Origin of the sequence: Microbacterium sp. dk485 (genome assembly GCF_004570445.1) — a bacterium.
GTDB classification, from domain to species: Bacteria; Actinomycetota; Actinomycetes; order Actinomycetales; family Microbacteriaceae; genus Microbacterium; species Microbacterium wangchenii.
In genome coordinates this window covers 1654472-1676963 of the sequence record NZ_SPQW01000001.1, presented here as the reverse complement: position 1 = coordinate 1676963, position 22492 = coordinate 1654472, and the positions used below count along the sequence as shown (strand labels likewise).

21 protein-coding genes are annotated in these 22492 nt (G+C 73.6%); 6 read left to right on the top strand and 15 right to left on the bottom strand.

Going from position 1 to position 22492, the window contains the following annotated elements; translation table 11 throughout:
• Nucleotide 1: 1 nt before the first annotated feature.
• Nucleotides 2-1054, bottom strand: a complete 1053-nt coding sequence (locus E4V99_RS07885) for an enoyl-CoA hydratase/isomerase family protein (protein ID WP_135071560.1) — start codon at nucleotides 1052-1054, stop codon at nucleotides 2-4.
• A gap of 112 nt (nucleotides 1055-1166) precedes the next feature.
• On the opposite strand from E4V99_RS07885, the gene E4V99_RS07880 reads away from it, so the two are divergent.
• A complete protein-coding gene (locus E4V99_RS07880) occupies nucleotides 1167-2351 on the top strand; it encodes an ABC transporter ATP-binding protein (RefSeq protein ID WP_135069838.1) in 1185 nt (394 codons plus the stop codon).
• A complete protein-coding gene (locus tag E4V99_RS07875) occupies nucleotides 2348-3166 on the top strand; it encodes an ABC transporter permease (RefSeq protein ID WP_135069844.1) in 819 nt (272 codons plus the stop codon). The genes E4V99_RS07880 and E4V99_RS07875 overlap by 4 nt, the downstream gene beginning before the upstream one ends.
• Here E4V99_RS07875 and E4V99_RS07870 read toward each other — a convergent pair.
• Nucleotides 3159-3608 carry a hypothetical protein gene (locus E4V99_RS07870; RefSeq protein ID WP_240742744.1) on the bottom strand — a complete coding sequence of 150 codons (450 nt, stop codon included), beginning with the start codon at nucleotides 3606-3608 and terminating at the stop codon, nucleotides 3159-3161. The genes E4V99_RS07875 and E4V99_RS07870 overlap by 8 nt on opposite strands.
• A gap of 135 nt (nucleotides 3609-3743) precedes the next feature.
• Between E4V99_RS07870 and cofG the strand changes: the two genes are divergently transcribed.
• The 4 genes from cofG to cofC all read left to right on the top strand — a co-directional run bounded on the left by cofG (nucleotide 3744) and on the right by cofC (nucleotide 9385).
• On the top strand, nucleotides 3744-6149 hold the full coding sequence (gene cofG / locus E4V99_RS07865) for a 7,8-didemethyl-8-hydroxy-5-deazariboflavin synthase CofG (RefSeq protein ID WP_135116860.1): 2406 nt from the start codon (nucleotides 3744-3746) through the stop codon (nucleotides 6147-6149).
• On the top strand, nucleotides 6146-7636 hold the full coding sequence (locus E4V99_RS07860; protein WP_135116859.1) for an NAD(P)/FAD-dependent oxidoreductase: 1491 nt from the start codon (nucleotides 6146-6148) through the stop codon (nucleotides 7634-7636). Before cofG ends, E4V99_RS07860 begins: the two co-directional genes overlap by 4 nt.
• Nucleotides 7633-8649: a glucose-6-phosphate dehydrogenase (coenzyme-F420) gene (gene fgd / locus E4V99_RS07855; protein ID WP_135069853.1), complete on the top strand. Its 1017-nt coding sequence runs from the start codon at nucleotides 7633-7635 to the stop codon at nucleotides 8647-8649. Before E4V99_RS07860 ends, fgd begins: the two co-directional genes overlap by 4 nt.
• 61 nt (nucleotides 8650-8710) lie before the next feature.
• Entirely contained in the window at nucleotides 8711-9385 is a 675-nt protein-coding gene (cofC, locus tag E4V99_RS07850) for a 2-phospho-L-lactate guanylyltransferase (RefSeq protein WP_135069856.1), read from the top strand.
• A 29-nt stretch (nucleotides 9386-9414) separates the two neighbouring features.
• On the opposite strand, the gene cofD is transcribed toward cofC, so the two are convergent.
• The 13 genes from cofD to E4V99_RS07785 form a co-directional block, all read right to left on the bottom strand.
• On the bottom strand, nucleotides 9415-10425 hold the full coding sequence (gene cofD / locus E4V99_RS07845; RefSeq protein WP_135116858.1) for a 2-phospho-L-lactate transferase: 1011 nt from the start codon (nucleotides 10423-10425) through the stop codon (nucleotides 9415-9417).
• A gap of 59 nt (nucleotides 10426-10484) precedes the next feature.
• Nucleotides 10485-11810, bottom strand: a complete 1326-nt coding sequence (locus E4V99_RS07840) for a glutamate-1-semialdehyde 2,1-aminomutase (RefSeq protein WP_135116857.1) — start codon at nucleotides 11808-11810, stop codon at nucleotides 10485-10487.
• 91 nt (nucleotides 11811-11901) lie between these two features.
• The gene (gene hemB / locus E4V99_RS07835; RefSeq protein WP_135069865.1) at nucleotides 11902-12885 is read right to left on the bottom strand and encodes a porphobilinogen synthase; all 984 of its coding nucleotides are present in this window, start codon (nucleotides 12883-12885) and stop codon (nucleotides 11902-11904) included.
• Nucleotides 12882-13688: a uroporphyrinogen-III synthase gene (locus E4V99_RS07830; protein WP_135116856.1), complete on the bottom strand. Its 807-nt coding sequence runs from the start codon at nucleotides 13686-13688 to the stop codon at nucleotides 12882-12884. The genes hemB and E4V99_RS07830 overlap by 4 nt, the downstream gene beginning before the upstream one ends.
• Nucleotides 13685-14695 (bottom strand): hydroxymethylbilane synthase, encoded by a 1011-nt coding sequence (gene hemC / locus E4V99_RS07825; RefSeq protein ID WP_135069871.1) that lies wholly within the window; start codon nucleotides 14693-14695, stop codon nucleotides 13685-13687. Before hemC ends, E4V99_RS07830 begins: the two co-directional genes overlap by 4 nt.
• Before the next feature lie 7 nt (nucleotides 14696-14702).
• Nucleotides 14703-15374: a hydrogen peroxide-dependent heme synthase gene (gene hemQ, locus E4V99_RS07820; protein WP_135069874.1), complete on the bottom strand. Its 672-nt coding sequence runs from the start codon at nucleotides 15372-15374 to the stop codon at nucleotides 14703-14705.
• A 41-nt stretch (nucleotides 15375-15415) separates the two neighbouring features.
• A complete protein-coding gene (locus E4V99_RS07815; protein WP_135069877.1) occupies nucleotides 15416-15694 on the bottom strand; it encodes a hypothetical protein in 279 nt (92 codons plus the stop codon).
• On the bottom strand, nucleotides 15691-16095 hold the full coding sequence (locus tag E4V99_RS07810) for a phage holin family protein (RefSeq protein ID WP_135069879.1): 405 nt from the start codon (nucleotides 16093-16095) through the stop codon (nucleotides 15691-15693). The genes E4V99_RS07815 and E4V99_RS07810 overlap by 4 nt, the downstream gene beginning before the upstream one ends.
• 5 nt (nucleotides 16096-16100) lie before the next feature.
• Complete coding sequence (locus E4V99_RS07805; RefSeq protein WP_187270445.1) at nucleotides 16101-16559, bottom strand: hypothetical protein; 459 nt, start codon at nucleotides 16557-16559, stop codon at nucleotides 16101-16103.
• A gap of 107 nt (nucleotides 16560-16666) precedes the next feature.
• Nucleotides 16667-18166, bottom strand: a complete 1500-nt coding sequence (gene hemG, locus E4V99_RS07800; RefSeq protein ID WP_135069882.1) for a protoporphyrinogen oxidase — start codon at nucleotides 18164-18166, stop codon at nucleotides 16667-16669.
• A complete protein-coding gene (gene hemE, locus E4V99_RS07795; RefSeq protein WP_245233136.1) occupies nucleotides 18163-19197 on the bottom strand; it encodes a uroporphyrinogen decarboxylase in 1035 nt (344 codons plus the stop codon). The genes hemG and hemE overlap by 4 nt, the downstream gene beginning before the upstream one ends.
• A gap of 42 nt (nucleotides 19198-19239) precedes the next feature.
• Complete coding sequence (locus E4V99_RS07790) at nucleotides 19240-21522, bottom strand: LuxR C-terminal-related transcriptional regulator (RefSeq protein WP_135116854.1); 2283 nt, start codon at nucleotides 21520-21522, stop codon at nucleotides 19240-19242.
• 42 nt (nucleotides 21523-21564) lie between these two features.
• Complete coding sequence (locus E4V99_RS07785) at nucleotides 21565-22380, bottom strand: arginase family protein (RefSeq protein ID WP_209305598.1); 816 nt, start codon at nucleotides 22378-22380, stop codon at nucleotides 21565-21567.
• Between the last annotated feature and the right edge of the window lie 112 nt (nucleotides 22381-22492).

The following is a 22492-nucleotide window of genomic DNA, read 5'->3' as shown; positions in this document are numbered from 1 at the left end:
CTCACGACTCCCACAGGGGCAGGGCGGGCGCGTGGGCGAACGCCTCCGCCACCGAATCCGGCGACGCCTCGCTCTGCCAGCGGGGTGAGCGGTCCTTGTCGACCACCTGCGCGCGGATGCCCTCGACCAGATCGGGCTGCGTCGTGACGAACCACATCACCAGGGCGTACTCCTGCGCCAGCGCCGCCCGGAGATCGGGCAGCTCCCGCGCGCGGCGGACGGCCTGCAGGGTCACGGCGAGCGAGGTGGGCGACAGCGCGGCGAGCGTATCGGCCGCCGCGGCGGCCTCGGGCTCAGACCTGGCCCGGAGGCGGCCGACGATCTCGGCCACCGTGCTGCCGGCGAACGCGTCGTCGATCCACTCGCGCGCCTGGGCGAGACCGGACGGGCGCGGTGTGTCATCGAAGAGCAGGACGAGCTCGGCGGGGTCGGTGCCGTCCGCGTCCGCCCCGAGCGCGTCGCGCAGCGCCCCCAGGCGCGTGGTGGGCACGAGGTGGTCGGCGAAGCCGGCGTAGATCGCGTCGGCCGCATCCATCGACGCCCCGGTGAGGGCGAGGTACTCCCCGAGACGGCCGGGGGCGCGGGCGAGGAGCCAGGATCCGCCGACGTCGGGGGTGAACCCGATGCGGGTCTCCGGCATCGCCAATCGGGAGCGCTCGGTGACCACGCGCAGCGCCGCGTGACCGGTGAGGCCGATGCCCCCGCCCATCGTGATGCCGTCGGCGATGCTGACCACGGGAACGACCGAGGTGGCGATCGCGGAGTTCAGGCGGTACTCGTCCCGGAAGAACCGGGACGTGTCGGCCGTGTTCCCGGCGACGATCTGCTCATACAGCTGCCGGATATCCCCGCCCGCGCAGAAACCGCGATCGCCGGCCCCGTCCAGCAGGACCGCGTCGACGTCGGGGGTGTCCTGCCATCCGGCCAGCGCGGTGGCGAGGTGCTGGATCATGGCGTGGCTGAGCGCGTTGAGCGCTTTCGGGCGGTTCAGCGTCAGCCGTCCGAGACGGCCGCCGACTCGTACGAGGACGTCAGCGTCCCCCTCATCCGTCATGTTCCCCACGCCGCCACGTTACCGGCCGACACGTCCGGGCGGCGTGAGCTCCCGCGTAATCCCGCGATATCCGGGAAGATAGGGGGAATCGCACAACGACGAGAGGTTCGGCATGCCCGAAGGACAGGTGCTGGAGTTCTCCGGCGTCACCAAGCGCTTCGGCCCCGTCACCGCCGTCACGGATCTGTCCGCACGCGTCGAGCCGGGGCTCGTCACCGGCTTCCTCGGCCCCAACGGCGCCGGGAAGACCACGACCCTGCGCATCCTGCTGGGCCTCGTGCGTGCGAGCGAGGGCACCGCGACGATCGGCGGCGTGCCCTACGCCAAGCTCGCCACCCCCCTGCAGTCCGTCGGCGCGGTGCTGGAGGCCTCGAGCTTCCATCCCGGTCGCACGGCCGCCAATCACCTCCTCGTGTACGCCCGGGCGGCGGGCATCCCCCGCGCCCGCGTCGACGAGGTGCTGGGCCTCGTGGGCCTCTCGGATGCCGCGGGCCGCAAGGTCGGCGGATTCTCCCTCGGCATGCGCCAGCGGCTGGGGCTCGCGTACGCGCTCCTCGGCGACCCGGGCGTGCTCGTCCTGGACGAGCCGTCCAACGGCCTGGACCCCGAGGGCATCCGGTGGATGCGCGGACTGCTGCGCGCCCTCGCCGCGGAGGGACGCACGGTCCTGGTCTCCTCCCACATGCTCGGCGAGGTGCAGCAGACCGTGGACGCGCTGCTGATCATCGCGAAGGGACGCCTGGTCTTCCAGGGCGGCATCGAAGACCTCGCCGAGGCATCCGATCAGGCCACCGTGGTCGACGCCGCCGACCGGGCCGCCCTGGAGGCGGCGCTGACGGCAGCCGGGCACTCGTTCGAGGTGCTGCGCAACGGCCTGACCGTGCGCACGGCCGAACCCGTCGAGGTGGGCGCGGTGGCGCAGGCGGCCGGGATCGCACTGTCGAGCCTGCAGCGCCGCGGCGCGACCCTCGAGGACGTGTTCCTCGAACTCGTCAGCGGCGAGCGCGTGCACGTGAGCGCCGGTGGAGCGGTGCCGCCGCCTGTGGCAGCCGAGGCCGCCGAGTTGAGGCCCGAGGCGCAGGCCGAGATCGAGCCGGAGCCACAGCCCGAGGCCGAACCGGCGCCGGAAGCAGAACCGGACGCGGAGCCGCCCCACGGCGGCGGCGACGAACCTCCCGCGGCCGCCGCATCCTTCGCCGTGGCAGCCACGGGCGTCATCGACATCGTGCTCCCCGCCCGCGACGACGACCACGTCGCCGATCGTGAGCGCTACCACTCCGAGGGGGGACAGCGATGAGCCTCGTCACGGCGAGCCGATCCGAGCTCACGAAGCAGTTCACGACCGCGATCTGGTGGATCCTCGGGCTCGTCCTGGTGATCTACGTCGGCCTGACCGCCGCGGGATTCGCCCTGTTGCTCACCTCCCTCGCCACCGGCGCGCTGGGCGGCACGGAGACGCCGCTGGTCCCCTCGGACTCCCTGCCCTCGGTGATCTACAGCACCGCCACCTCGTTCGGGTACGTCTTCCCACTGCTGGTGGGCACGCTCATGGTGACCACCGAGTTCCGGCACAAGACCCTCACCCCCACGTTCCTCGCCGTCCCCCGTCGCGGTGTCGCGCTCGCCGCGAAGGTCGTCATCGGCGTGGTGATGGGGCTCGTGTTCGGCGTGCTCGGGCTCGTCGCCACCGTCGGCCCGGGCGCCGTGATCCTCGCCGCGTCCGGCCTGGAGACCGGCCTGGCGTCGTCGGACACGTGGGCGCTGGCCGGGCGGATGCTCCTGGCCTTCGTGCTGTGGACCCTCGTCGGCATCGGCGTGGGGTCGGTCGTGCGCAACCAGGTCGTGGCCATCGTGATCGTGCTGGCCTTCACGCAGTTCATCGAACCGCTCGTGCGCCTGGCCGGCGGATTCGTCGAAGGCCTCCAGCCGGTGATCAACGCGCTCCCGGGGGCCGCCGGCGACGCCCTCGTGGGAGCCAGTGCGTTCTCGCTCGGCATGCCCACGGCGACTGATCCGCTGTCGTGGTGGGGCGGCGGCCTGGTGCTGCTCGCCTACGCGCTGGTGTTCGTCGTCCTGGGACAGTTCACCAGCTGGCGGCGCGACGTCAACTGACGCCGGGGGCCACGATCGGGCGGCGCGGACGCACCTTCGGCTTGCCCTTCACGCGCTGGGCCAGCACGGCGACGTCTTCGGGCTCGTCGGCGACCTCCAGCCGCAGCGCACGCATCAGCGCCACACCGTGCCGGGTCGTCAGGATGAGCCGTTCGAACTCCTCGTGGCCGGACAGGTCGATCACCACGCCGGGGCGGCGACGGCGGATGAGGGCGAAATCCACCCCGAAGGCCGACTTCCACGACCCCATCGCGACCGCCGACGGCAGGTAGGTGCCGGGGCTGGGCACGCCGCGCAGCCACGTCCACGCATCGTCGGTCAGCTGCGCCTTCACCATCTGCTCACGCGGCACGACGATGTTGCGCCGGCGGAACGACAGCGCACGCTCGACGGTCGAGAGCACGACCTCGAGCTGCGTCGAGTCCAGCAGCAGCGTCACCATGCAGACAGTCTGCCAGCGGCGCCGGACCACCATGTGCGCGGATGCTCACAGGTCGGCAACGATCCGACGCGGACGCGAGCGTCAACCCCCCGCTTCCACGGAGCCCGCCCCGACCGATCGGGATAGCCTGAAGGCATGACCACCGGCAGCGTCGAGCCGCAGGTGACACCCCGGGGCCTGCCTCAGACCGCCGTCCGCGATGTGCTCGCGCGGGCGGCGGCGGGAGCACCGCTGGATGCGGACGACACCGAGGTGCTGCTGGCGGCGACCGATCACGACCTCGAGGCGCTGCTGGATGCTGCGGCCGCCGTGCGCGACGCGGGGCTGGTCCACGCCGGCCGGCCCGCGGTGCTCACGTACTCGCGCAAGGTGTTCGTCCCGTTGACGACCCTCTGCCGCGACCGCTGCCACTACTGCGTCTTCGTCGACACCCCCGGTCAACTGCTCAAGAAGAACAAGCCGGCGTACATGTCGCCCGAGCAGGTGCTCGCCGTCGTCCGCCAGGGGCAGGCGCTCGGGTGCAAGGAGGCGCTGCTGACCCTCGGCGACCGGCCGGAGGACCGCTGGCCCGAGGCCCGCGCATGGCTCGACGAGCACGGCTATGCCTCGACGCTCGAGTACGTCGGGGCCATCGCGCGACTCATCACCGCCGAGACCGGGATGCTCGCGCATCTGAACCCCGGCGTCATGAGCGCCGAGGAACTGCGGGTGCTGCGCCCCACCGCACCCTCGATGGGCATGATGCTCGAGACGACGTCGACGCGGCTGTTCCTCGAGCCCGGCCAAGTGCACTTCGGCTCGCCCGACAAGGACCCCGCGCTCCGTCTCGCGGTGATCGAGAACGCCGGGCGGCTGCGGATCCCGTTCACCACCGGCATCCTCGTCGGCATCGGGGAGACGCTGCGCGACCGCGCCGAGTCGCTCATCGCCCTCCGAGACCTCCACGAGCGGTACGGCCACGTGCAGGAGGTGATCGTCCAGAACTTCCGGGCGAAGCCGCACACCGCGATGCAGGGGGTGGCCGACGCCGACCTGCGCGAATACGTCGCCGCCGTGGCCGCGGCCCGGCTCGTGTTCGGGCCGCGCATGCGCATCCAGGTTCCGCCGAACCTCTCCGATCCGGCGGAGTTCGATCTCCTCATCCGCGCCGGCGCCGACGACTGGGGCGGGGTGTCGCCGCTGACCGCCGATCACGTGAACCCCGAGCGCCCGTGGCCGCAGATCGACGAGCTCGCCCGGCTCACCGCCCACGCCGGCTACGCGCTGCGCGAGCGGCTGACGGCGCATCCGGAGTTCGTGCGAGACGCCGCGGAGTGGATCGACCCTGCGCTGCACCCGGCCGTGTCGGCCCTGGCCGACGCCGACGGTCTTGCGGTCGATGTGCGCCCGTCGCCGCTTCCCCCCGTTCAAAACTCAGGAGACACGCCGAGCGGAGGCGCCGCAACGGCCCCGGATGCCCCGGATCTCCTGAATTCTGCGCAGCTGAGCGAAGTGCGGCGGCTGGTCGAGCGCGCGGCCGGCGACCCGCTCGCCCTCGACGACGCCGAGTGGGAGACGCTGCTGCGCGCCACCGGCTCCGACCTCGGCGCCCTCACCGCCACCGCCGACGACGTACGCCGGTACACCGTCGGGGAGACCGTGAGCCTCGTCATCAACCGCAACCTCACCTCCACGGGCTACCGCGCGGCGGGGCGGGACGGGGCGGGCACCTTCGGGCTCGCCGATGCCGCGGCCATCGCCGCCGACGCCGCGCGCCTCGGCGCGACCGAACTGTGCATCCAGGGCCGGTTGCCCGACGAGGAGGATCCGCAGGCCTACCTGGAGATCGTGCGTGCCGCCAAGGGCGCCGCCGGCGACCTGCACGTGCACGCCTACCGTCCGCAGGACGTGTGGGACCTCGCCGAGCGCGCGGGTCTGGGACTGGGAGGCGCGCTCGGCGCCCTGCGAGCCGCCGGCGTCGACACCGTGCCGGGCACCGGCGTGAAGGTGCTCAGCGAACGCGTGCGCGCCCTCGTCGCGCCGGGCGACCTCGAAATCGATCGCTGGATCGAGGGCATCACCGCGGCCCATCGCGCGGGTTTCCGCTCGACGTCGGTGCTGTTCTACGGGCACGTCGAGACGGCGCGGGAGCGCATCGCGCACCTCCGCGCCCTCCGCGGCATCCAGGACTCCACGGGCGGCTTCACCGAGTTCGTCCCCATCCCGCTGCCGGGATACGGCACGCCCCTGGTTCCGGGTCGCCCTCGCTCCGACGAGCACCGGGCGATGGTCGCGGTGTCACGGCTTCTGCTCTCCGGCAGCATCCCGCACATCCAGATCCCCTGGACGCGCGTCGGCCGCGGCGTCGCGTCCGAGCTGCTGCGCGCCGGCGGCGACGACCTCGGCGGCTCGCTCCTGGACGGCCGCGTCCTGCCCGACACGGGCATCGAGCAGGGGCTCGAATTGCCGGTCGCGGATGCGGAGCGCATCGCCGCGCGCCTCTTCCGCCCGTTCCGCCAGCGCACCACCGACTACCGCACGCTCCGGCAGGCTCCGCGATGACCCGCACATCGGTGGCGATCATCGGCGCGGGATTCGCCGGGCTCGGGATGGCGATGGCGCTGCGCCGCGCAGGGCGGGACGACTTCGTCGTGCTCGAGCGCGGAGCATCCGTCGGCGGCACGTGGCGCGACAACACCTACCCCGGCGTCGCGTGCGACGTGCCCTCGCACCTGTACGGCTTCGCCGCCCACCCCAACCCGCACTGGTCGGCGACATTCGCGCCGGGCCCGGAGATCCACCGCTACCTCTCCCGCGTCGCCGAGACCGAGGGGCTCGGCGACCGCGTGCGGCTGCGCACCCCGATGCTCGGCGCCGAGTGGGACGCCGATGCGGCGGTGTGGCGCATCCGCACGGGCGGCGAGCCGGTCGTCGCCGACACCCTCGTACTCGCGTGCGGACGCCTCACCGAACCCGACGTCCCCGCGATCGCGGGGCTGGAGACCTTCCCTGGCCCGATCTTCCACTCCGCACGATGGGACCACGACGTGCAGGTCGCCGGCCGCAGGGTCGCGGTGGTGGGCACCGGCGCCAGCGCCGTGCAGCTCGTTCCCCAGCTGGCGCGGGTCGCCGGTGCGGTGACGCTGTTCCAGCGGACCCCGGCGTGGATCGTCCCGCGCGGCGAATCCACATACACGGCGGACGAGCAGCGCCGCTTCGCCGAGCACCCCGGCGAGCTGGCCCGCCTCCGCGCCGAGCTGTACGCAGAGGGCGAGGCGCGCTTCGCCTCGCGCTCGGGCGACGCCGGTGCCGCCGCCGCGGCGCGGGAGATCGCGCTGGCGCACCTCGAGTCCCAGGTCGCCGACCCGGCGCTGCGGGCAGCGCTCACGCCCGACTACGCGTTCGGGTGCAAGCGCGTGCTGCTCTCGGACGACTTCTACCCCGCCGTTACCTCGGATGCGGTCACCCTGGAGCCGTCCGCGCTGGCGGCGGTGGAGGGTTCGACGCTCGTCTCCGCGAACGGGACGCGCGTGGAGGCGGACGTGCTGATCCTCGCCACCGGATTCGCCGCGTCGCAGCAGCCGTACGCCGATCTCGTCCGCGGGGAAGGCGACCGGACGCTCGCCGAGCACTGGTCGAGCGGTATGACGTCGTTCGCCTCGACGGTGGTGTCGGGGTTCCCGAACATGTTCGTGCTGAACGGCCCCAACGCGAGCCTCGGCCACAACTCCTCGGTGCTCATGGTCGAGGAGCAGGCGGCGTACGCCGTGCGCGCCCTCGCCCTGCGCGATCGCCGCCCCGGCTCCGTCCTCCGCACCCGGCGCGAGGCCGAGGAGGCCTACACCCGCGAGATCGTCGAGGCCGCCGCATCCACACCGTGGGTCACCGGCGGATGCCGCAACTGGTACGTCGACGCCCGCTCGGGGCGTCTCACCCTGCTGTGGCCGGGAACCGTGCAGGCCTTCCGCGAGCGCCTCGCCGCCGCAGACGGGTCGGAGTTCGAGATGGAGCACGCCCCCGTCCGCGGGGCGAGGGGAGAGGAATCATGACGGTACCGCTGCGATTCGGCTACAAGGCCTCGAGCGAGCAGTTCGGCCCGACCGAACTGCTGGAGTTCGGGGTGCTGGCGGAGGAGATGGGGTTCGACTCGGTCTTCCTCTCCGACCACTTCCAGCCGTGGATGCACGACGGCGGGCACGCTCCGGCGGCGCTGCCGTGGCTCGGGGCGCTCGGTTCCCGCACGTCGCGGATCGTCATGGGCACCTCGGTGCTCACGCCGACCTTCCGCTACCACCCCGGCGTCATCGCGCAGGCGTTCGCGACGCTCGGCGTCATGTACCCCGGCCGCGTCATCCTGGGCGTGGGGACCGGTGAAGCGCTCAACGAGGTGACCCTGGGCCTCGACTGGCCGGAGCCGCCGGAGCGGTTCCAGCGCCTGAAGGAGGCGATCACGCTCATCGAGAAGCTGTGGGACGGCGAACGCGTCACCTTCGAGGGCACCTACTACTCGGTGAAGGATGCCACGATCTACGACCGTCCCGCCGCCGACGAGAAGGTGCCGATCTACATCGGTGCGTCCGGACCCGCCGCCACGAGGCTGGCCGGCCGCATCGCCGACGGGTACATCACCACGAGCGGCAAGGCGCCCGAGCTGTACACCGACACACTGCTGCCGGCCCTGCACGAGGGCTTGCGCAAGGCCGGCCGCGCCGAGAACGCGATCGACACGATGATCGAGGTGAAGGTCTCGTACCACCCCGACGCCGACACGGCGCTGAACAAGTGCCGCTTCTGGGCGCCGCTCGCGCTCTCGTCCGAGGAGAAGATGGGCGTGCACGACCCCATCGAGATGCAGCGCCTGGCCGACGCGCTGCCCATCGAGCGCGCCGCATCCCGCTTCATCGTCTCCACCGACCCCGAGGAGCACGTCGACCGGATCGCCCGGTACATCGACCTCGGCTTCCGTCACCTCGTCTTCCACGACCCGGGTGAGGACCAGGCGGAGTTCCTCCGCATGTACGGGTCGGAGATCCTCCCGCGCCTGCGCGCGCGCTATAGCTGACCCCCTTCCCCCTTCGGCGCCCGCGCGGCGCAGACTCGACACACGCAGGACGGACGACCGCATGACCCCGAAATCGCCCCTGGACCCGCTGGCGAACGAGCCGGAGCACGGCTCGGAGGGATGGGTGGTGATCGTGCCGGTGAAGCCGGCGACGGTCGGGAAGTCGCGCCTCGCCGAGGCCGCCGTCGACCGCGCGGCACTGGCCCGGGCGATCGCCCTGGACACCATCGCCGCCGCCGCCGGCGCGACCCGCGTCGCGCGCGTGGTCGTGGTCACCGACGATCAGGAGCTGATCCGGGCCGCGTCCGGCCTGCCGCGGATCACGACCGTGCCGGAGACCGAGGCGGCGGGCCTGGATGCGGCGATCGCCCTGGGTGCTGCGGCCGCCGGTCAGGGCGCACCCCGGGCCGCACTCCTGGGCGACCTCCCCGCACTGCGTCCCGCCGACCTCGATGCGGCGCTGGCGGCGGCCGGGTCGGTGGAGCGCGGGCTCGTGCCCGACGCGGAAGGCACGGGCTCCACGCTCGTGACCGCGCGCCCCGGCGCGGTGTGGACCTCGGCGTTCGGGGAAGACTCCGCCGCGCGGCACCGTCTGCTCGGGTGCACCGACCTCGACGTCCCGGAGGACTCGACGCTGCGCCGCGACGTGGACACGCCCGCACAGCTGGCGGAGGCGGAGTCCCTGGGCCTCGGGCCCCGCACCGCCGCGCTGCTGAGCACCGCACCCGTCGCATAGGCGGCGCGCGGACGCCAGAACGAGGGGCGTCAGGACGCGGCGGCGAGTGCGGTGTCGACGATCGCGGCCGAGGCGGCCACGTCGGTCATCCACAGCGGCGTCACCACCGGACGGATGCCCGCGGCATCCACCGCCGGCGCCGTGGCGGCGTCCTCCTCGGCGATCAGCCACGCGTCGAGCAGGCCGCCCGCGCGTCGCGCAGCGTAGTGCGCGGCGACGGCCGCCGCGGAGGTCTCCACGCCGATCGCGGTCAGGCACACGTCGGCCATGCCGCGCACGACCCGGCCGCCGATGATGGGCGAGACGCCGACGACGGCGGATGCGGCGGCCAGAGCCTCCCGCATCCCCGGCACCGCGAGGATCGGCCCGATCGAGACGACCGGGTTCGACGGCGCCACGAGCACGACGTCGGCCGCGGCGATGGCCTCGACCACGCCGGGCGCCGGAGAGGCGGCGGCGATACCGGGGTTGCCGAAGCGCACCGGCGTGAGCGCGGCGCGATGACGCGTCCACCACTCCTGGAAGTGCAGGTCGCGCTCGGCGCCGTCGGCGTCGCGCACCGTGACGATCGTGTCGGCCTCGGCATCGGTCATGGGCAGCAGTCGCGCGCCCAGATCCCAGCGGCGCGCCATCCGCTCGAGCACCTGCGTCGGGGTGAGGCCCTCGCGCAGCCATCCGGTGCGGGCCAGGTGCGTGCCGAGGTCGAGGTCGCCGAGCGCGAACCACGGCCAGCCCGCCCCCCACTCCTGGAGTTCGGCGTGAACGCGTTCGGTGTCGCCGGCCCGACCCCAGCCGCGGGAGGTGTCGTTGACACCCGCGAGGGCGTAGGTGATCGAGTCGACGTCGGGCTGCAGCCGGACGCCCGAGAGCCACACGTCGTCTCCCGTGTTGACCACGACGGTCGCCTCCGGCGCCCCGCGGCGGGCGAGGGCCGCGCGCACGCCGAGCGTGAACTTCGCGCCGCCGACCCCGCCGGCCAGCACGACGACGCGCGGGCCGCCCTCCCCCGCCGAAAGTGCATCATCCTGGCGAGAGTGCACAGGATCCGGTGCACTTTCGCCGGGATGGTGCACGCTCGCGGCGGCGGGACCGGGATCTGTCACGGCGCGACGGCGGATGCGGCGGTCCGCGCGGCGGCGGGGAGGGCCTCGATCACCCGTCCCACGGCGTCGTCGTCGTGCGCGGCGGTGAGGAACCACGCCTCGTAGACGCTCGGCGGCAGCGAGACGCCCGCGTCGAGCATCGCGTGGAACAGCGGCGCATAGCGCCACGACTCCTGCGTGAGCGCGGTGGCGTAATCGCGCGGGGCATCGGGGAGGAACGCGACGCCGAACAGCGACCCCGCCCGCGGCACCGCGTGCACAACGCCCTCGGCGGTGAGCGCCGCCGACAGCGCGTCGGCGATGGCGGATGCCGCAGCATCCACGCGCGCGTAGACCTCCGGCGTCGCCCCGCGCAGCGTCGCCAGGCCCGCCGCGACGGAGAGCGGATTGCCCGACAGCGTGCCCGCCTGGTACACCGGTCCGGCCGGGGCGAGGGCGTCCATGACGTCGGCTCGTCCGCCGAGGGCGGCCAGCGGCATCCCGCCGCCGACGACCTTGCCGAACGTGAACAGGTCGGGCGTGTACTCCTCGCCGGCGTCCTGCTGCAATCCCCAGAACCCGGCCGGATGCACGCGGAACCCGGTGAGCACCTCGTCGAGGATGAACAGCGCGCCGTGGGCGTGCGCGATGTCGGCGAGCGCGGCGTTGTAGCCGGGCAGCGGCGGCACGACGCCCATGTTCGCCGCGGCCGCCTCCACGATCACCGCGGCGATGCGGTCGCCGTGCAGCGCGAACGCCTCGCGCACGGCGTCGAGGTCGTTGTAGGGCAGCACGAGGGTCTGCGCCGCGATGGGCGCGGGCACGCCCGCCGATCCGGGCAGGGCGAGCGTCGCGATGCCGGAGCCGGCGGCGGCCAGGAGCCCGTCGGAGTGGCCGTGGTAGTGCCCGGCGAACTTCACCAGCAGGTCGCGTCCTGTAACTCCGCGGGCGAGGCGGATGGCGGTCATGGTCGCCTCGGTGCCGGTGGAGACCAGCCGCACCTTCTCGACCGGGTGGCGCGCGCCGGCGGAGACTCGGGACGCGATGACACCCGCCAGCTCCACCTCGGCCGAGGTCGGGGCGCCGAAGGAGAGCCCGCGGGATGCGGCATCCTGCACCGCGGCGACGACCTCGGGATGGGCGTGGCCGAGCAGGGCGGGACCCCACGACGCGACGAGGTCGACGTACGTGCGGCCGGCCTCATCCGTCACCGTCGCGCCGCGCGCCGACGCCAGGAAGCGCGGCGTGCCGCCGACGGACCCGTACGCGCGCACGGGCGAGTTCACCCCGCCGGGGATGACGCTGCGCGCCCTGTCGAACCACTCGTCGTTGCGGTCGGTCATGTGCGGTTTCCCTTCCACCCACGTCGGCGAATGTCGCGAAGGTCGGAGGATGCGGGGGACATCCTCCGACGTCGGCGCGATCCTCCGACGTTCACAGATCGGCGCGGAGCCAGCGGGCGGCCTCGGCCGCCCAATACGTCAGGATGGCGTCGGCGCCGGCGCGGCGGATCGACAGGAGGCTCTCCTCGATCGCGCGGCGACGGTCGATCCAGCCGTTCGCGGCGGCGGCCTCGACCATCGCGTACTCGCCCGACACCTGGTACGCCCACACGGGCGCGTCCACGGCGGCACACACGTCGGCGAGCACGTCCAGGTACGGCAGGGCGGGCTTGACCATGACGACGTCGGCGCCCTCGTCCACATCCAGCAGCGCCTCGCGCACGCCCTCGCGGCCGTTGCCCGGGTCGAGCTGGTAGGTGCGGCGGTCGCCGGTCAGCTGCGAATCGACGGCTTCGCGGAACGGTCCGTAGAACGCCCCGGCGTACTTGGCCGAGTAGGCCAGCAGCATCGTGTCGGTGAACCCCTCGGCATCCAGCGCCGCGCGCACGTGCGCGACCTGGCCGTCCATCATCCCCGACAGCCCCAGCATCGCCGAGCCGGCACGGGCCTGGGCGAGGGCCATCGCGGCGTAGCGCTCGAGGGTCGCGTCGTTGTCGACCGCGCCGCGGGCGTCCAGGACGCCGCAGTGGCCGTGGTCGGTGAACTCGTCCAGGCACAGGTCGGTCTGCACCACCAGCGCATCGCCCACCTCGGCCACGAGCGCCTCGGTGGCGACGTTGAGGATGCCACGGGGATCGTCGGCGCCGGAACCGACGGCGTCGCGCACGGCGGGGACGCCGAACAGCATGACGCCCCCCAGACCCGCGTCGGCGGCATCCACGGCGGCGGCCCGGAGGGAGTCGAGCGTGTGCTGGTGCACGCCCGGCATCGAGGAGATCGGTGCGGGCTCGGTGATGCCCTCGCGCACGAACAGCGGAAGGACCAGCTGCGAGGGGACGAGGTGCGTCTCACGCGCGAGACGGCGGACGGCCGGGCTCTGGCGGAGGCGACGCGGGCGATGCTGCGGGAAGCTCACGGCTGCAATTCGTCGGAGGCGTGCGGGAGGGGGAAGCGGGAGACGGCGTCGATGAGGGCGTCCACGGTCTGCTGATCGGCGATGACGTCCACGCTCAGGCCGGTGCGCCGGGCGTCCTTCGCGGTGCGGGGGCCGATGGCGGCGATCACGGTCGCCGGCGGGATGTCGGGGAACTGCGCGTGCACCTGCTCGGCGACCGACCCGCTCGTGACGAGAATGGCGTTGATCCGGCCGGATGCCACGTCGGTCGCGACCTTCTCGGCCACCGGAACCCCCACCGTCCGGTACGCGACGACGCTGCGCACCCGATGCCCGGCCTCGCTCAGCAGCCGCGTGAGGACGGGCTTGGCGATCTCGCTGCGCAGGGTGAGCACATCGCGCGGCTCGCCCTCGCGCGCGATCATCTCCTCGGCCAGCCCGGCGGCGGAGTTGTCGCGCTCGGGGACGAGGTCGACGCGGTAGCCGACGGCCTGGAGGGCTGCCGCCGTCGTCTCTCCCACGGCTGCGACCTTCGTCTTGGCGGGGATCTGGGCGCGGTAGGCGTAGAGCACATCCACCGTCGTCGCGCTGGTGACGGTGAGCCAGTCGAAGGCCCCGGCGGCGAGGTCGGCGAGCGCCTGGTCGAGGGTCGCCTGATCGTTGGTCGGGGCGAAGTTGATCAGCGGGGCGATCACCGGCACGGCGCCCTGCTGCCGGAGGGTCGCCGCCACGCCGTCGCCCCACGGGCCCCCGCGCGGCACGAGCACGCGCCAGCCCGCGAGGGGCTTGCCGGGTGCCGGCGTAGACCGGGAGCTGTGATTCATGGGGTCGACTCTCGTGGTACCAGGTCGGCCGCCCCGCGTTCGAGCAGCCGACGTGCAATGTCGAACCCGGTGCGCGTAGCACGCGCGATCGGGTCCGCGCCGTCGGCAGCATCCGCACCATCGCCGCTACCTGGGTACCCACCATACCCCCGCTCGTGCGGGGGAGGGACTTCCAGCCGCACGGTGCGGTCCAGACCCACCCGGTGCGCGCCGTCGAGGGCGTACACGATGGCGCGCACGCGCAGATCCCCGTCCGTCACCTCCGCATGCGTTCCGACCGGCGCGGAGCATCCCGCATCCAGTCCGGCCAGAACCGCGCGCTCGGCGGTGACGGCGGTGCGCGTCGCGGTGTCGTCGAGGAGGGAGATTGCCGCGAGCAGATCGGGGTCGGCATCGGTCGTCGTCTCGACGGCGAGCGCGCCCTGGCCGGGGGCCGTGGGCCAGTCGGCCAACCCCAGCGGCTCGGCGTGCAGCCCGCCCAGATCGCCGCCGAGCCGGGAAAGCCCTGCGGCGGCCAGGATGACCGCATCCAGCTCCCCGTCGCGCACGCGGGCCAGGCGGGAGTCGACGTTGCCGCGCAGGTCCTGCACGCTCACGCGCGGGTTCCGGCGCCGCACCTGGGCGATGCGCCGCGGGGAGCCCGTCCCCACGACCGCGCCGTCGGCCAGATCGCCCAGCGGCGTCCCGTCGCGGGTGATCACGACATCGCGTGCGTCCTCCCGCAGCGGGGTGGCGGCGATCACCAGACCGGGAGGCTGCGCGGTGGGCAGATCCTTCAGCGAGTGCACAAGCAGGTCGCAGCGCCCCGCCAGCAGTGCCTCGCGCAGCGTCGTGGCGAACACCCCGCGGCCACCCAGCTGGGACAGCGACGCCCTCGAGACATCGCCTTCGCTGACGATGGGGACGAGCTCGACGGACCGGCCCGACGCGGCCGCGAGCGCGTCGGCGACCTGCTGGGATTGGGCAAGGGCCAGCGCGCTGCGCCGTGTGCCCAGACGAAGGGTCATCGGCGCCTCACTGCAGCACCTCGGGCACCTCATGCACCTCGATGAGCCGTCCCGTGAAGAACGGAACCTCCTCGCGGACGTGGCGGCGCGCCTCGGTGTAGCGCAGCTCGCGCATCATGTCGACCAGATCGGTGAGCACGTCGGCTTCCATGGGCAGCAGCCACTCGTAATCGCCCAGGGCGAAGGATGCGACGGTGTTGGCGGTCACGCCGGTGAAGGCGGCCCCCTTACGGCCGTGGTCGGCGAGCATCGCACGGCGCTCGGCCTCGGGAAGGAGGTACCACTCGTAGCTGCGCACGAACGGGTACACCGTGAGCCACTGCTTGGCCGGAACGCCGCGGAGGAAACCGGGCACGTGGGCGCGGTTGAACTCGGCGTCGCGGTGCACGCCCATCGCGTTCCACACCGGCAGGAGCGGCCGCAGCAGCTCGGTGCGGCGCAGCCGGCGCAGATCGCGCTGCAGCGCCTCGGGGTCGGGGCCGTACAGCCAGATCATCAGGTCGGCGTCGGCGCGGAGACCGCTCACGTCGTAGAACCCGCGCACCGTGACACCGCCGCTCTCGATGAGGGCGACGATGTCGCTCAGTTCGGTGTCGTCGGGCTCGGCGACAGGGTTCTCCGGGTCGCGACGGAGCACGGCCCAGAGGGTGAACACGGATTCGGGAGAGTCCTCGGACATGCCTCCAGTCTGCTCCGCGGCGCCCGAGCCACCAAACGCGCTCACCTGGTGTAGAGCCGCACCAATCCCCAGACCGCCAGGCCGGCCGCCACGGCGACTCCGACGACGGCGGCTGCCGCGCCCGTGGGGTTGACGCGTGCGAACTCCCGCGCTTGCGCGACACCGCGGTCCACGCCATGCCCCACGCGCTTGGGTACGTTCGCCTTGACCTCGATGGCTGCCAGCGTCGCCTTCAACTCGGCGCGCGCCTTCTCGACGGGATCGGAGATACCCAGCGCGACGGCGGTGCGGGGGACGGGAACGGGTCGATCAACGCTCATTCGCGTGCCTCTTTCACGATCCGGATGTCTTCTGCGACGGCCTGGCCGGGATTCTCCCCGGAGCCGAGTCGACGGAATCGCATGATGCCCAGGAGCGCGAGGATCGCGACGAGAACCAGCATCACGCCGAACACCACGAGGGCCGACAGCCACACCGGCCACCACGACGACAGGCCGGCGATCACGAAGGCGAAGAAGACCGGCAGCGACCAGAACAGCACGAACAGGGCGCCGACGAACCAGCCGGCCCCGATCCCGGCCTGCTTCGCCGTTTCACCCAGCCACTTCTTGGCGGCATTGATCTCGGCGACGACGAGATTGCGCACGAGCTCGGGGATGTCCCCGAGCAGGGTGAACAGACTCTCGTCGGCGCGGTCGCGGAACCCGCGCGGCGTGGTCATCTCAGTCAGCTCCCGGCGCTGGTGGCGTTCTTGGTTTCGCCGGCCTGCGGCTGACCCGAGGTCTTCGCGTCGTCGGAGTTCTTCGTCCCGGCGGAGTCCGTGTCACCGGACGTGGAGCCGCCGGCGGCCTCTTCGGCGTCTTCCAGCGAGTCCTCCACGGCTTCTGCGACGTCGCGGGCGGCCGACTTCGCAGCCGCGGCGGCGCGCTGCGCCTTCTCCGACACGCTGCCCGAGCCGCCGGCTGCCGTGGTGACGCGCTTCGCGCCGTCCCACAGGACGCCGGGGACGACCTTGGCCGCCGAGGTGCCGAACGCCTTGGCCTTGTCGACCTGCTTCTGCACCGGGTCGGTGTGCCAGGCCTTCAGAGCCTGTTCCTTGATCTGCTCGTAGCGTTCGCGGCCCGCGCGACTGCCGAGCACGTATCCGGCTGCGAGGCCGATGACGAGTCCTACTTTGCCCTTCATGGGGCTCTCCTCACGATCGATGATGGGAGGTGCGGTGCGCTCCCACAGTAGCCCCGTATTCCTCTCGCGGCATTCGCCCTTGACATCCTCCGACCGGGAGGGCAGGGTCACGCGCCCGAGGCCGTCTCCCGCCACAGCAGCGCCGAGCGGACGCGCTCGGCTTCGGCGCGCGCGTCGGGAACGACCTGGGCGAGGCCCGTGCCGGACAGCCACGCGCCCGTCGCCCCGAGGCCTGCGACGGCCCGGACGGCGCCGCGGGCCGCGGCCGTCGTGGCGGCGCGGCCGATCGTGGCCGCAGGCTGCGCCTGCGCGTACCGTTCGCGCTGCGCGCCGCGCAGGCTCGCCGCGCCCAGTTCCACGCCCAGCATCCTGGCCGCCTCCGCCAGGGCGAGGGATGCGGCGGCGTCGTCGTCGAGGGCGGCGGTGGCCGGTTCCTCGCCCTGCGCGCCGAACGAGACCCGCAGCACGTGACGATCCCCGCCGGCTGCGGCCGCGACCCACTCCCACTTGGCGGTGGAGTGCGTGAGCGCCTTGGCCGGTCCCGTGCCCGGCACGGTGAGCACGCCGGATCCGCGGGGCGCGGCGTCGAGGGCGGCGGAATCGACGACGAGGGTGACGACCTCCACGACGGGCGCGGGCGCGGCCTCGCGATCCAGCAGCGGCGCCACCGGGGAGAGCAGTTCCCGCGCCGCGCGCTCGGGCACCGCGACGATGACGGCGTCGGCGCGCATCGGGGAGGCGCCCCCGGCTGCCGCATCCGGCTGCTCCCCCGCGGCCTCGCCGTCGGCCACGTGCACGTCCCACGCCTCCCCCGTGGCCTGCAGGCCGGTGACGCGTGCACCCGTGCGGATCTCCCCGCCCAGTTCGCGCACACGCTCGGCCAGAGCGTCCACGAGCGTCGACATGCCCCCGCGCAGGCCCTCGACCGCGCTCCCCGGTGCCGCCGTGCGGCCGCCGCGCAGCTCGGCGACGGCGCCGCTGAGCGACCCCGTCCGGGTCAGCGCGGCGTTCAGCCCGGGTGCCGCCAGGTCGACGTCGATGTCGTCGGGCCGGGCGGAGTAGACCCCGCTGGTGACAGGAGCAACGAGCCGGTCGAGCACGCGCGCGCCCATGCGGCTGCGCACGAGCGCCCCCAGGCTCTGCTGATGCCCGATCGTGAGCGGCGGGCGCAGCCGGTCGAGGTAGGCCCGCCATGCGCCGCGCCATCCGATGATGCGCCGCACCTCCGGGGCCCACGGGTTGTCGGGGATGCCCAGCACGCCGCCGCGCGGCAGCGGTGCCGCCGCCCCGCCAGGCAGTCCGGCGACCCACGCGCCGGCGGGGCGGGGGGTGGTGACCGCATCGCTCAGCCCGAGTTCGTCGACCAGGGAGCGGACAGTGCCGCCGCGGGTGGCGTAGCTCTCGGCACCCACGTCCAGGACCAGGCCGTCGATCTCGGCCGATCGCACGACGCCACCCACCCGCGGGTCCTGTTCGAGCACCGTCACGCGCACACCGACCTTCGCGCATTCCCACGCGGCGACGAGGCCCGCGACACCACCGCCGACCACGACGACGTGCTTCTGGCGGGCCTGCGCGGCGAGGCGGTCCAGCGGGCCCTCGCTCATGCGGCCTCCTCGTGGGCGAAGGCGACGATCCGGCTCAGGACTGCCGGATCGATGTCGGGCGGCACGCCGTGGCCGAGGTTGAGGATGTGCGCGCGCGCACGTCGACCGCGCGCCAGGACGTCCGAGACATGCGCGAGCAGGACCTCCTCGGGAGCGGACAGCAGCGCGGGGTCGATGTTGCCCTGCACGGTCGTGTCCTCCCCGAGCACCGCGGCCGCCTCATCCAACGGCTGGCGCCAGTCGACGCCCACCGCGTCGGCGATCCCGTCCAGGCGCATGTCGGCCAGGAACGGTCCCGTGCCCACGCCGAAGTGGATGCGGGGCACCGTCACCCCCTCGAACGCCGCGCGCGAGTGCGGCGCGGCGAAGGCCCGGTAATCGGCGGTGGAGAGGGAGCCGGCCCACGAGTCGAACAGCTGCACGGCCGAGGCGCCGGCCGCCACCTGGGCCTGCAGGAACGCCGACGACACGGCGGCGAGCCATCCGGCCAGGCGGTGCCAGGAGGCGGGATCGGAGTGCATCATGGCGCGCGCACGCAGGTGCTCCTTCGACGGGGCACCCTCCACGAGGTACGCAGCGAGCGTGAAGGGGGCGCCGGCGAATCCGATGAGGGGCGTGTCGCCGAGCTCGTCGGTGACGATCCGGACGGCCTCGCGCACGGGGCCTGCAGCCAGGGCGACGGCGGCCGGATCGATCGCCGTGACGCGCGCGACGTCGGATGCGGTGCGCACCGGGTCGGCGAAGACCGGGCCGCGTCCGGGCTCGATCTCCACGTCGATGCCGGCGAGGCGCAGCGGGATGACGATGTCGCTGAAGAAGATGCCCGCATCCACTCCGTGGCGGCGCACCGGCTGCAGCGTGATCTCGGCCGCGAGGTCCGGCGTCAGGCACGCGTCCAGCATGCGCGTGCCCACGCGCAGCTCGCGGTACTCCGGCAGGGAGCGGCCGGCCTGGCGCATGAACCACACCGGGGTGCGGTCGGGGCGGTCGCCGCGGAGGGCGCGGAGGAGGGGTGCATCGGGTGAGGCCACGTCTCCCATCCTCGCACCCGCCGTCCGGGCGCCGGCTGGGCGTCAGGCCGGGGCGCCGCGCCCCGCGAAGTCGGCCAGCAGCTCGGCCGGACAGGCGGCGCGGGCGTGCTCCGCTCCGGCGAGCGCGCCGAGCCGATCCAGGGCGGCGAGCGTGCCGATGCGGTCGGATGCGGCGGCCAGCGCGCGCACGAGCGCGTCGGCCGCCGCGATCTGGCGTGCCGGATCGCGCGCGTTGGTGGCGATCTCGAGGGCCTCGCTCAGGTGCCCGATGCGTTCACGGGGCTGGGCGGCGGCGGCGGCTCTGAGCATGAGGGCACGGTGCAGGCAGCGGAGGTCGCCGAGGCGGCGGAACGCGTCGACGAGGTCACCGAGGTCACCGGCCCCCGCCAGCCCGAGGCCTGCCTGCACCAGCTGCGCATGCGCGGTCTCGTGCGGGTTCTGCATCGCCTCGGCCGCCGCGCGCGCCTGCGCGGCCCACCCGATCGCCCGCTCACGGTCGTCCGGGTGCTCGGCGGCGACGGAGGCCATCATGTACCGCACATTGTTGACGTGCACGAGATCGCCCGCGCGCGCGTACGCGCGCATCGACGCCGTGAACGCCGCCAGCGCCGCGGCCCGGTCCGGCGTGGCGCCTGCCCGCAGAGCGATCCCCCGCGCCTGGAGGATGGCTCCCCGGTCCCAGTCCCCGCCGTGCTCGCCGACGAGCCGCTCCGCGGCCGCGCAATGCATCAGCGCGGTCTCGACATCGCCCCGGTAGGCGGCCGCCCAGGCGGACAGCTGCTCCGCGGCGCGCGTGCCGTCGTCGTCCGCGGCCCCGGCAGCCGCCCGATCGGCGAGGGAGCGGACGAGGTCGATGTCGACGAACGCGAGCGCCATGCCCACGGCCAGCAGCTGCTGCGGCGTGGCCGAGGCGAGCACTCCCTCATCCCGGGCGGCGTCGGTGAGCGCGTCGATGCTGTCGATGTCGGCCCCGTACTGCTCGACGCCGACGGCGAGGTCGGCCGCGAGTGCGATCGCATCGGGGTGACCGGCCGCGATCATCCAGCGCAGGGCGGCGTTGACCTCCGGGCACAGCACCGCCGAGCGGTGCGACGCCGACGCGCTCGCATCGGTGCGCGCGGTCCGGATGAAGGCCCGGGCGGTCTCGGTGACGGCGACGGCGTGCAGCTCCAGGACCTCGCGGATGGTCGCCGCCGCGGTGCGGGCGTGGACGAATTCGCGCATCACGGCCAGCAGCCGGAAGCGGCCGGGGTGCGTGCGCGTCGGGATGATCAGGGAGTGATCCAGCAGCCGCAGGACGACGCCCGTCGTTCCGGGGCCCGTCACGGCGGCCGCGAGGTCCATGTCGAACGTGCGGGGAAGGGCGGCCAGGCGCCGCAGCACATCCTGCTCCTGCATCGACAGCAGGTCCCACGTCCACCCGAAGGCGGTGTCGAGGCTGCGGTGGCGCCCGGGGGGAGCGGCACGGTCCAGCGTCGCGAGGTCACGCGCCAGGCGTGCGTCCAGTTCGGCCAGCGGGAGGTGCCGGGCCACGGATGCGGCGAGCTCCAGGGCGAGCGGAAGTCCGTCCAGCCGCTCCGCGATCCTCGCCACCAGGGCCGGCTCGCCGGCGTCCGCTCCGGCCGCGCGCAGGCGATCGGACAGCAGGGCGCACGCCGGCGAGTCCGCGCCCTCCGCCGCGAGCGGGCGGAGGGCGTGCACCGCCTCCCCCGGCGCGCCCAGCGGCGTGCGAGAGGTCACCAGGACGCGCACGGACGGGACGCGCATGCGGAGGGCGCCGACCACTGCGACGGTGGCCGGTCCGACCCGGTCGGCGTTGTCCAGGAGCAGCAGGTGCGGGCGCGCGGCCAGCGCGACCGAGACGGTGCCCTGCAGGTCGCCGGGGGCTGCCTCCAAGCCCAGCGCGCGGGCGATCCGGGGAGCCACGTCGTCGGGGGTGGCATGCTCGAGCTCCACGACGAGCGGCGTGCGCTCGCCGTCGCCGTGGGCGGTTTCGAGCCCGAGGCGGGTCTTGCCGACCCCTCCTGCCCCCACGATCGTGACCCACCCGTGGCGTTCGAGGAGCGTGCGCACGGCAGAGAGGTCCTCATCGCGGCCGTGCAGGGTATCCGCAGGAACCGGCACCGACGACTCGTGCCGCGCTCGGGCGGCTGCGACGAGGGCCGCACGGCTTTCGGCGGCGAGTTTCCGCCGGAGGCTGGCGATGTGGCTCTCGACGGTGCGCACGGAGATGAACAACTCCGCGGCGATCTCGGGGTTGGTCTGTCGCCGCTCCACCGCGGCGAGCACCGCGCGCTCGCGCGGTGTGAGGGCGGACCCGCTCACGGGCGCCACTCTACTCAGGCCAGGCCAGGGTGGAAGAGCGTGTCAGGACAGCGCCTGCAGCACAGGCTCCAGTGCGTCGGTGATCGCTCCGGCGGGCCTGGAAGAGCCGGGGTCGGCGGCGTCGGCCTCGAGCTCCGCGATCTGTACGCCGACCACTTCGCTCCGCGCGATCGCCCGCGCGCACGCGCTCAGCTGCGCGAGCGTCATCCCGCCGGGGACGCGATAGTCCGTCGGCACCGTTCCCGGCTCGAGCACGTCGCAGTCGATGTGCACGTACACGGGCCGGCCCGCGAGCGCGCGGCCGAGGTCGTCGTCCATATCGCTGCCCACGGGCACGAGGGGCACGGAGCCACCGTCGACGAGGCGCTGTTCGGCGGGGTCGAGGTCGCGGGCTCCCACGAGGATCACGTCCGTCAGGGCGAGCCCCGCTCCCCATCCGGAGTCCCACAACCCCACCGGACCGGACAGCGCGAGGCCGCCGAGGAAGCCCGTCGTCGTGGTCTGAGGGGTGTTGAGATCGGCGTGCGCGTCGAACCACACCACCACCGCATCCGGCCGGTGCCTCACGACGACCGGCAGCGTCGCCAGGGCGACGGCGCACCGGCTGAGGGCGGTGACGGGCGATGCACCGGCGCGGAAGAGGCGGTCGAAGTGCCCGGCCAGCTCCGCGAAGGCCGGCGCCGCGACGACCAGCGCCTCATCCCACGGGGACGGCTCCACGGGCCGGCGCTCACCGATCACGATGGGCTCGACCGCGAGTCGCTCCGCCAGCACCGCCGTCAGGACAGGGGAGGCAGCCATGGCGCGATCGCTGTGGTCACCGGCTCGACCGGCGAAGTGGGTCAGGACGACGGACACGGTTGCTCCTTCGGTGCGGCGAGCGCATGGCGGCGACCGCCACGGTAGGAGACCGTGGCCGGACGGGCAATGACCCGCCCGGCCACGTGCAGCGGATTGCCGCCATCCCCCG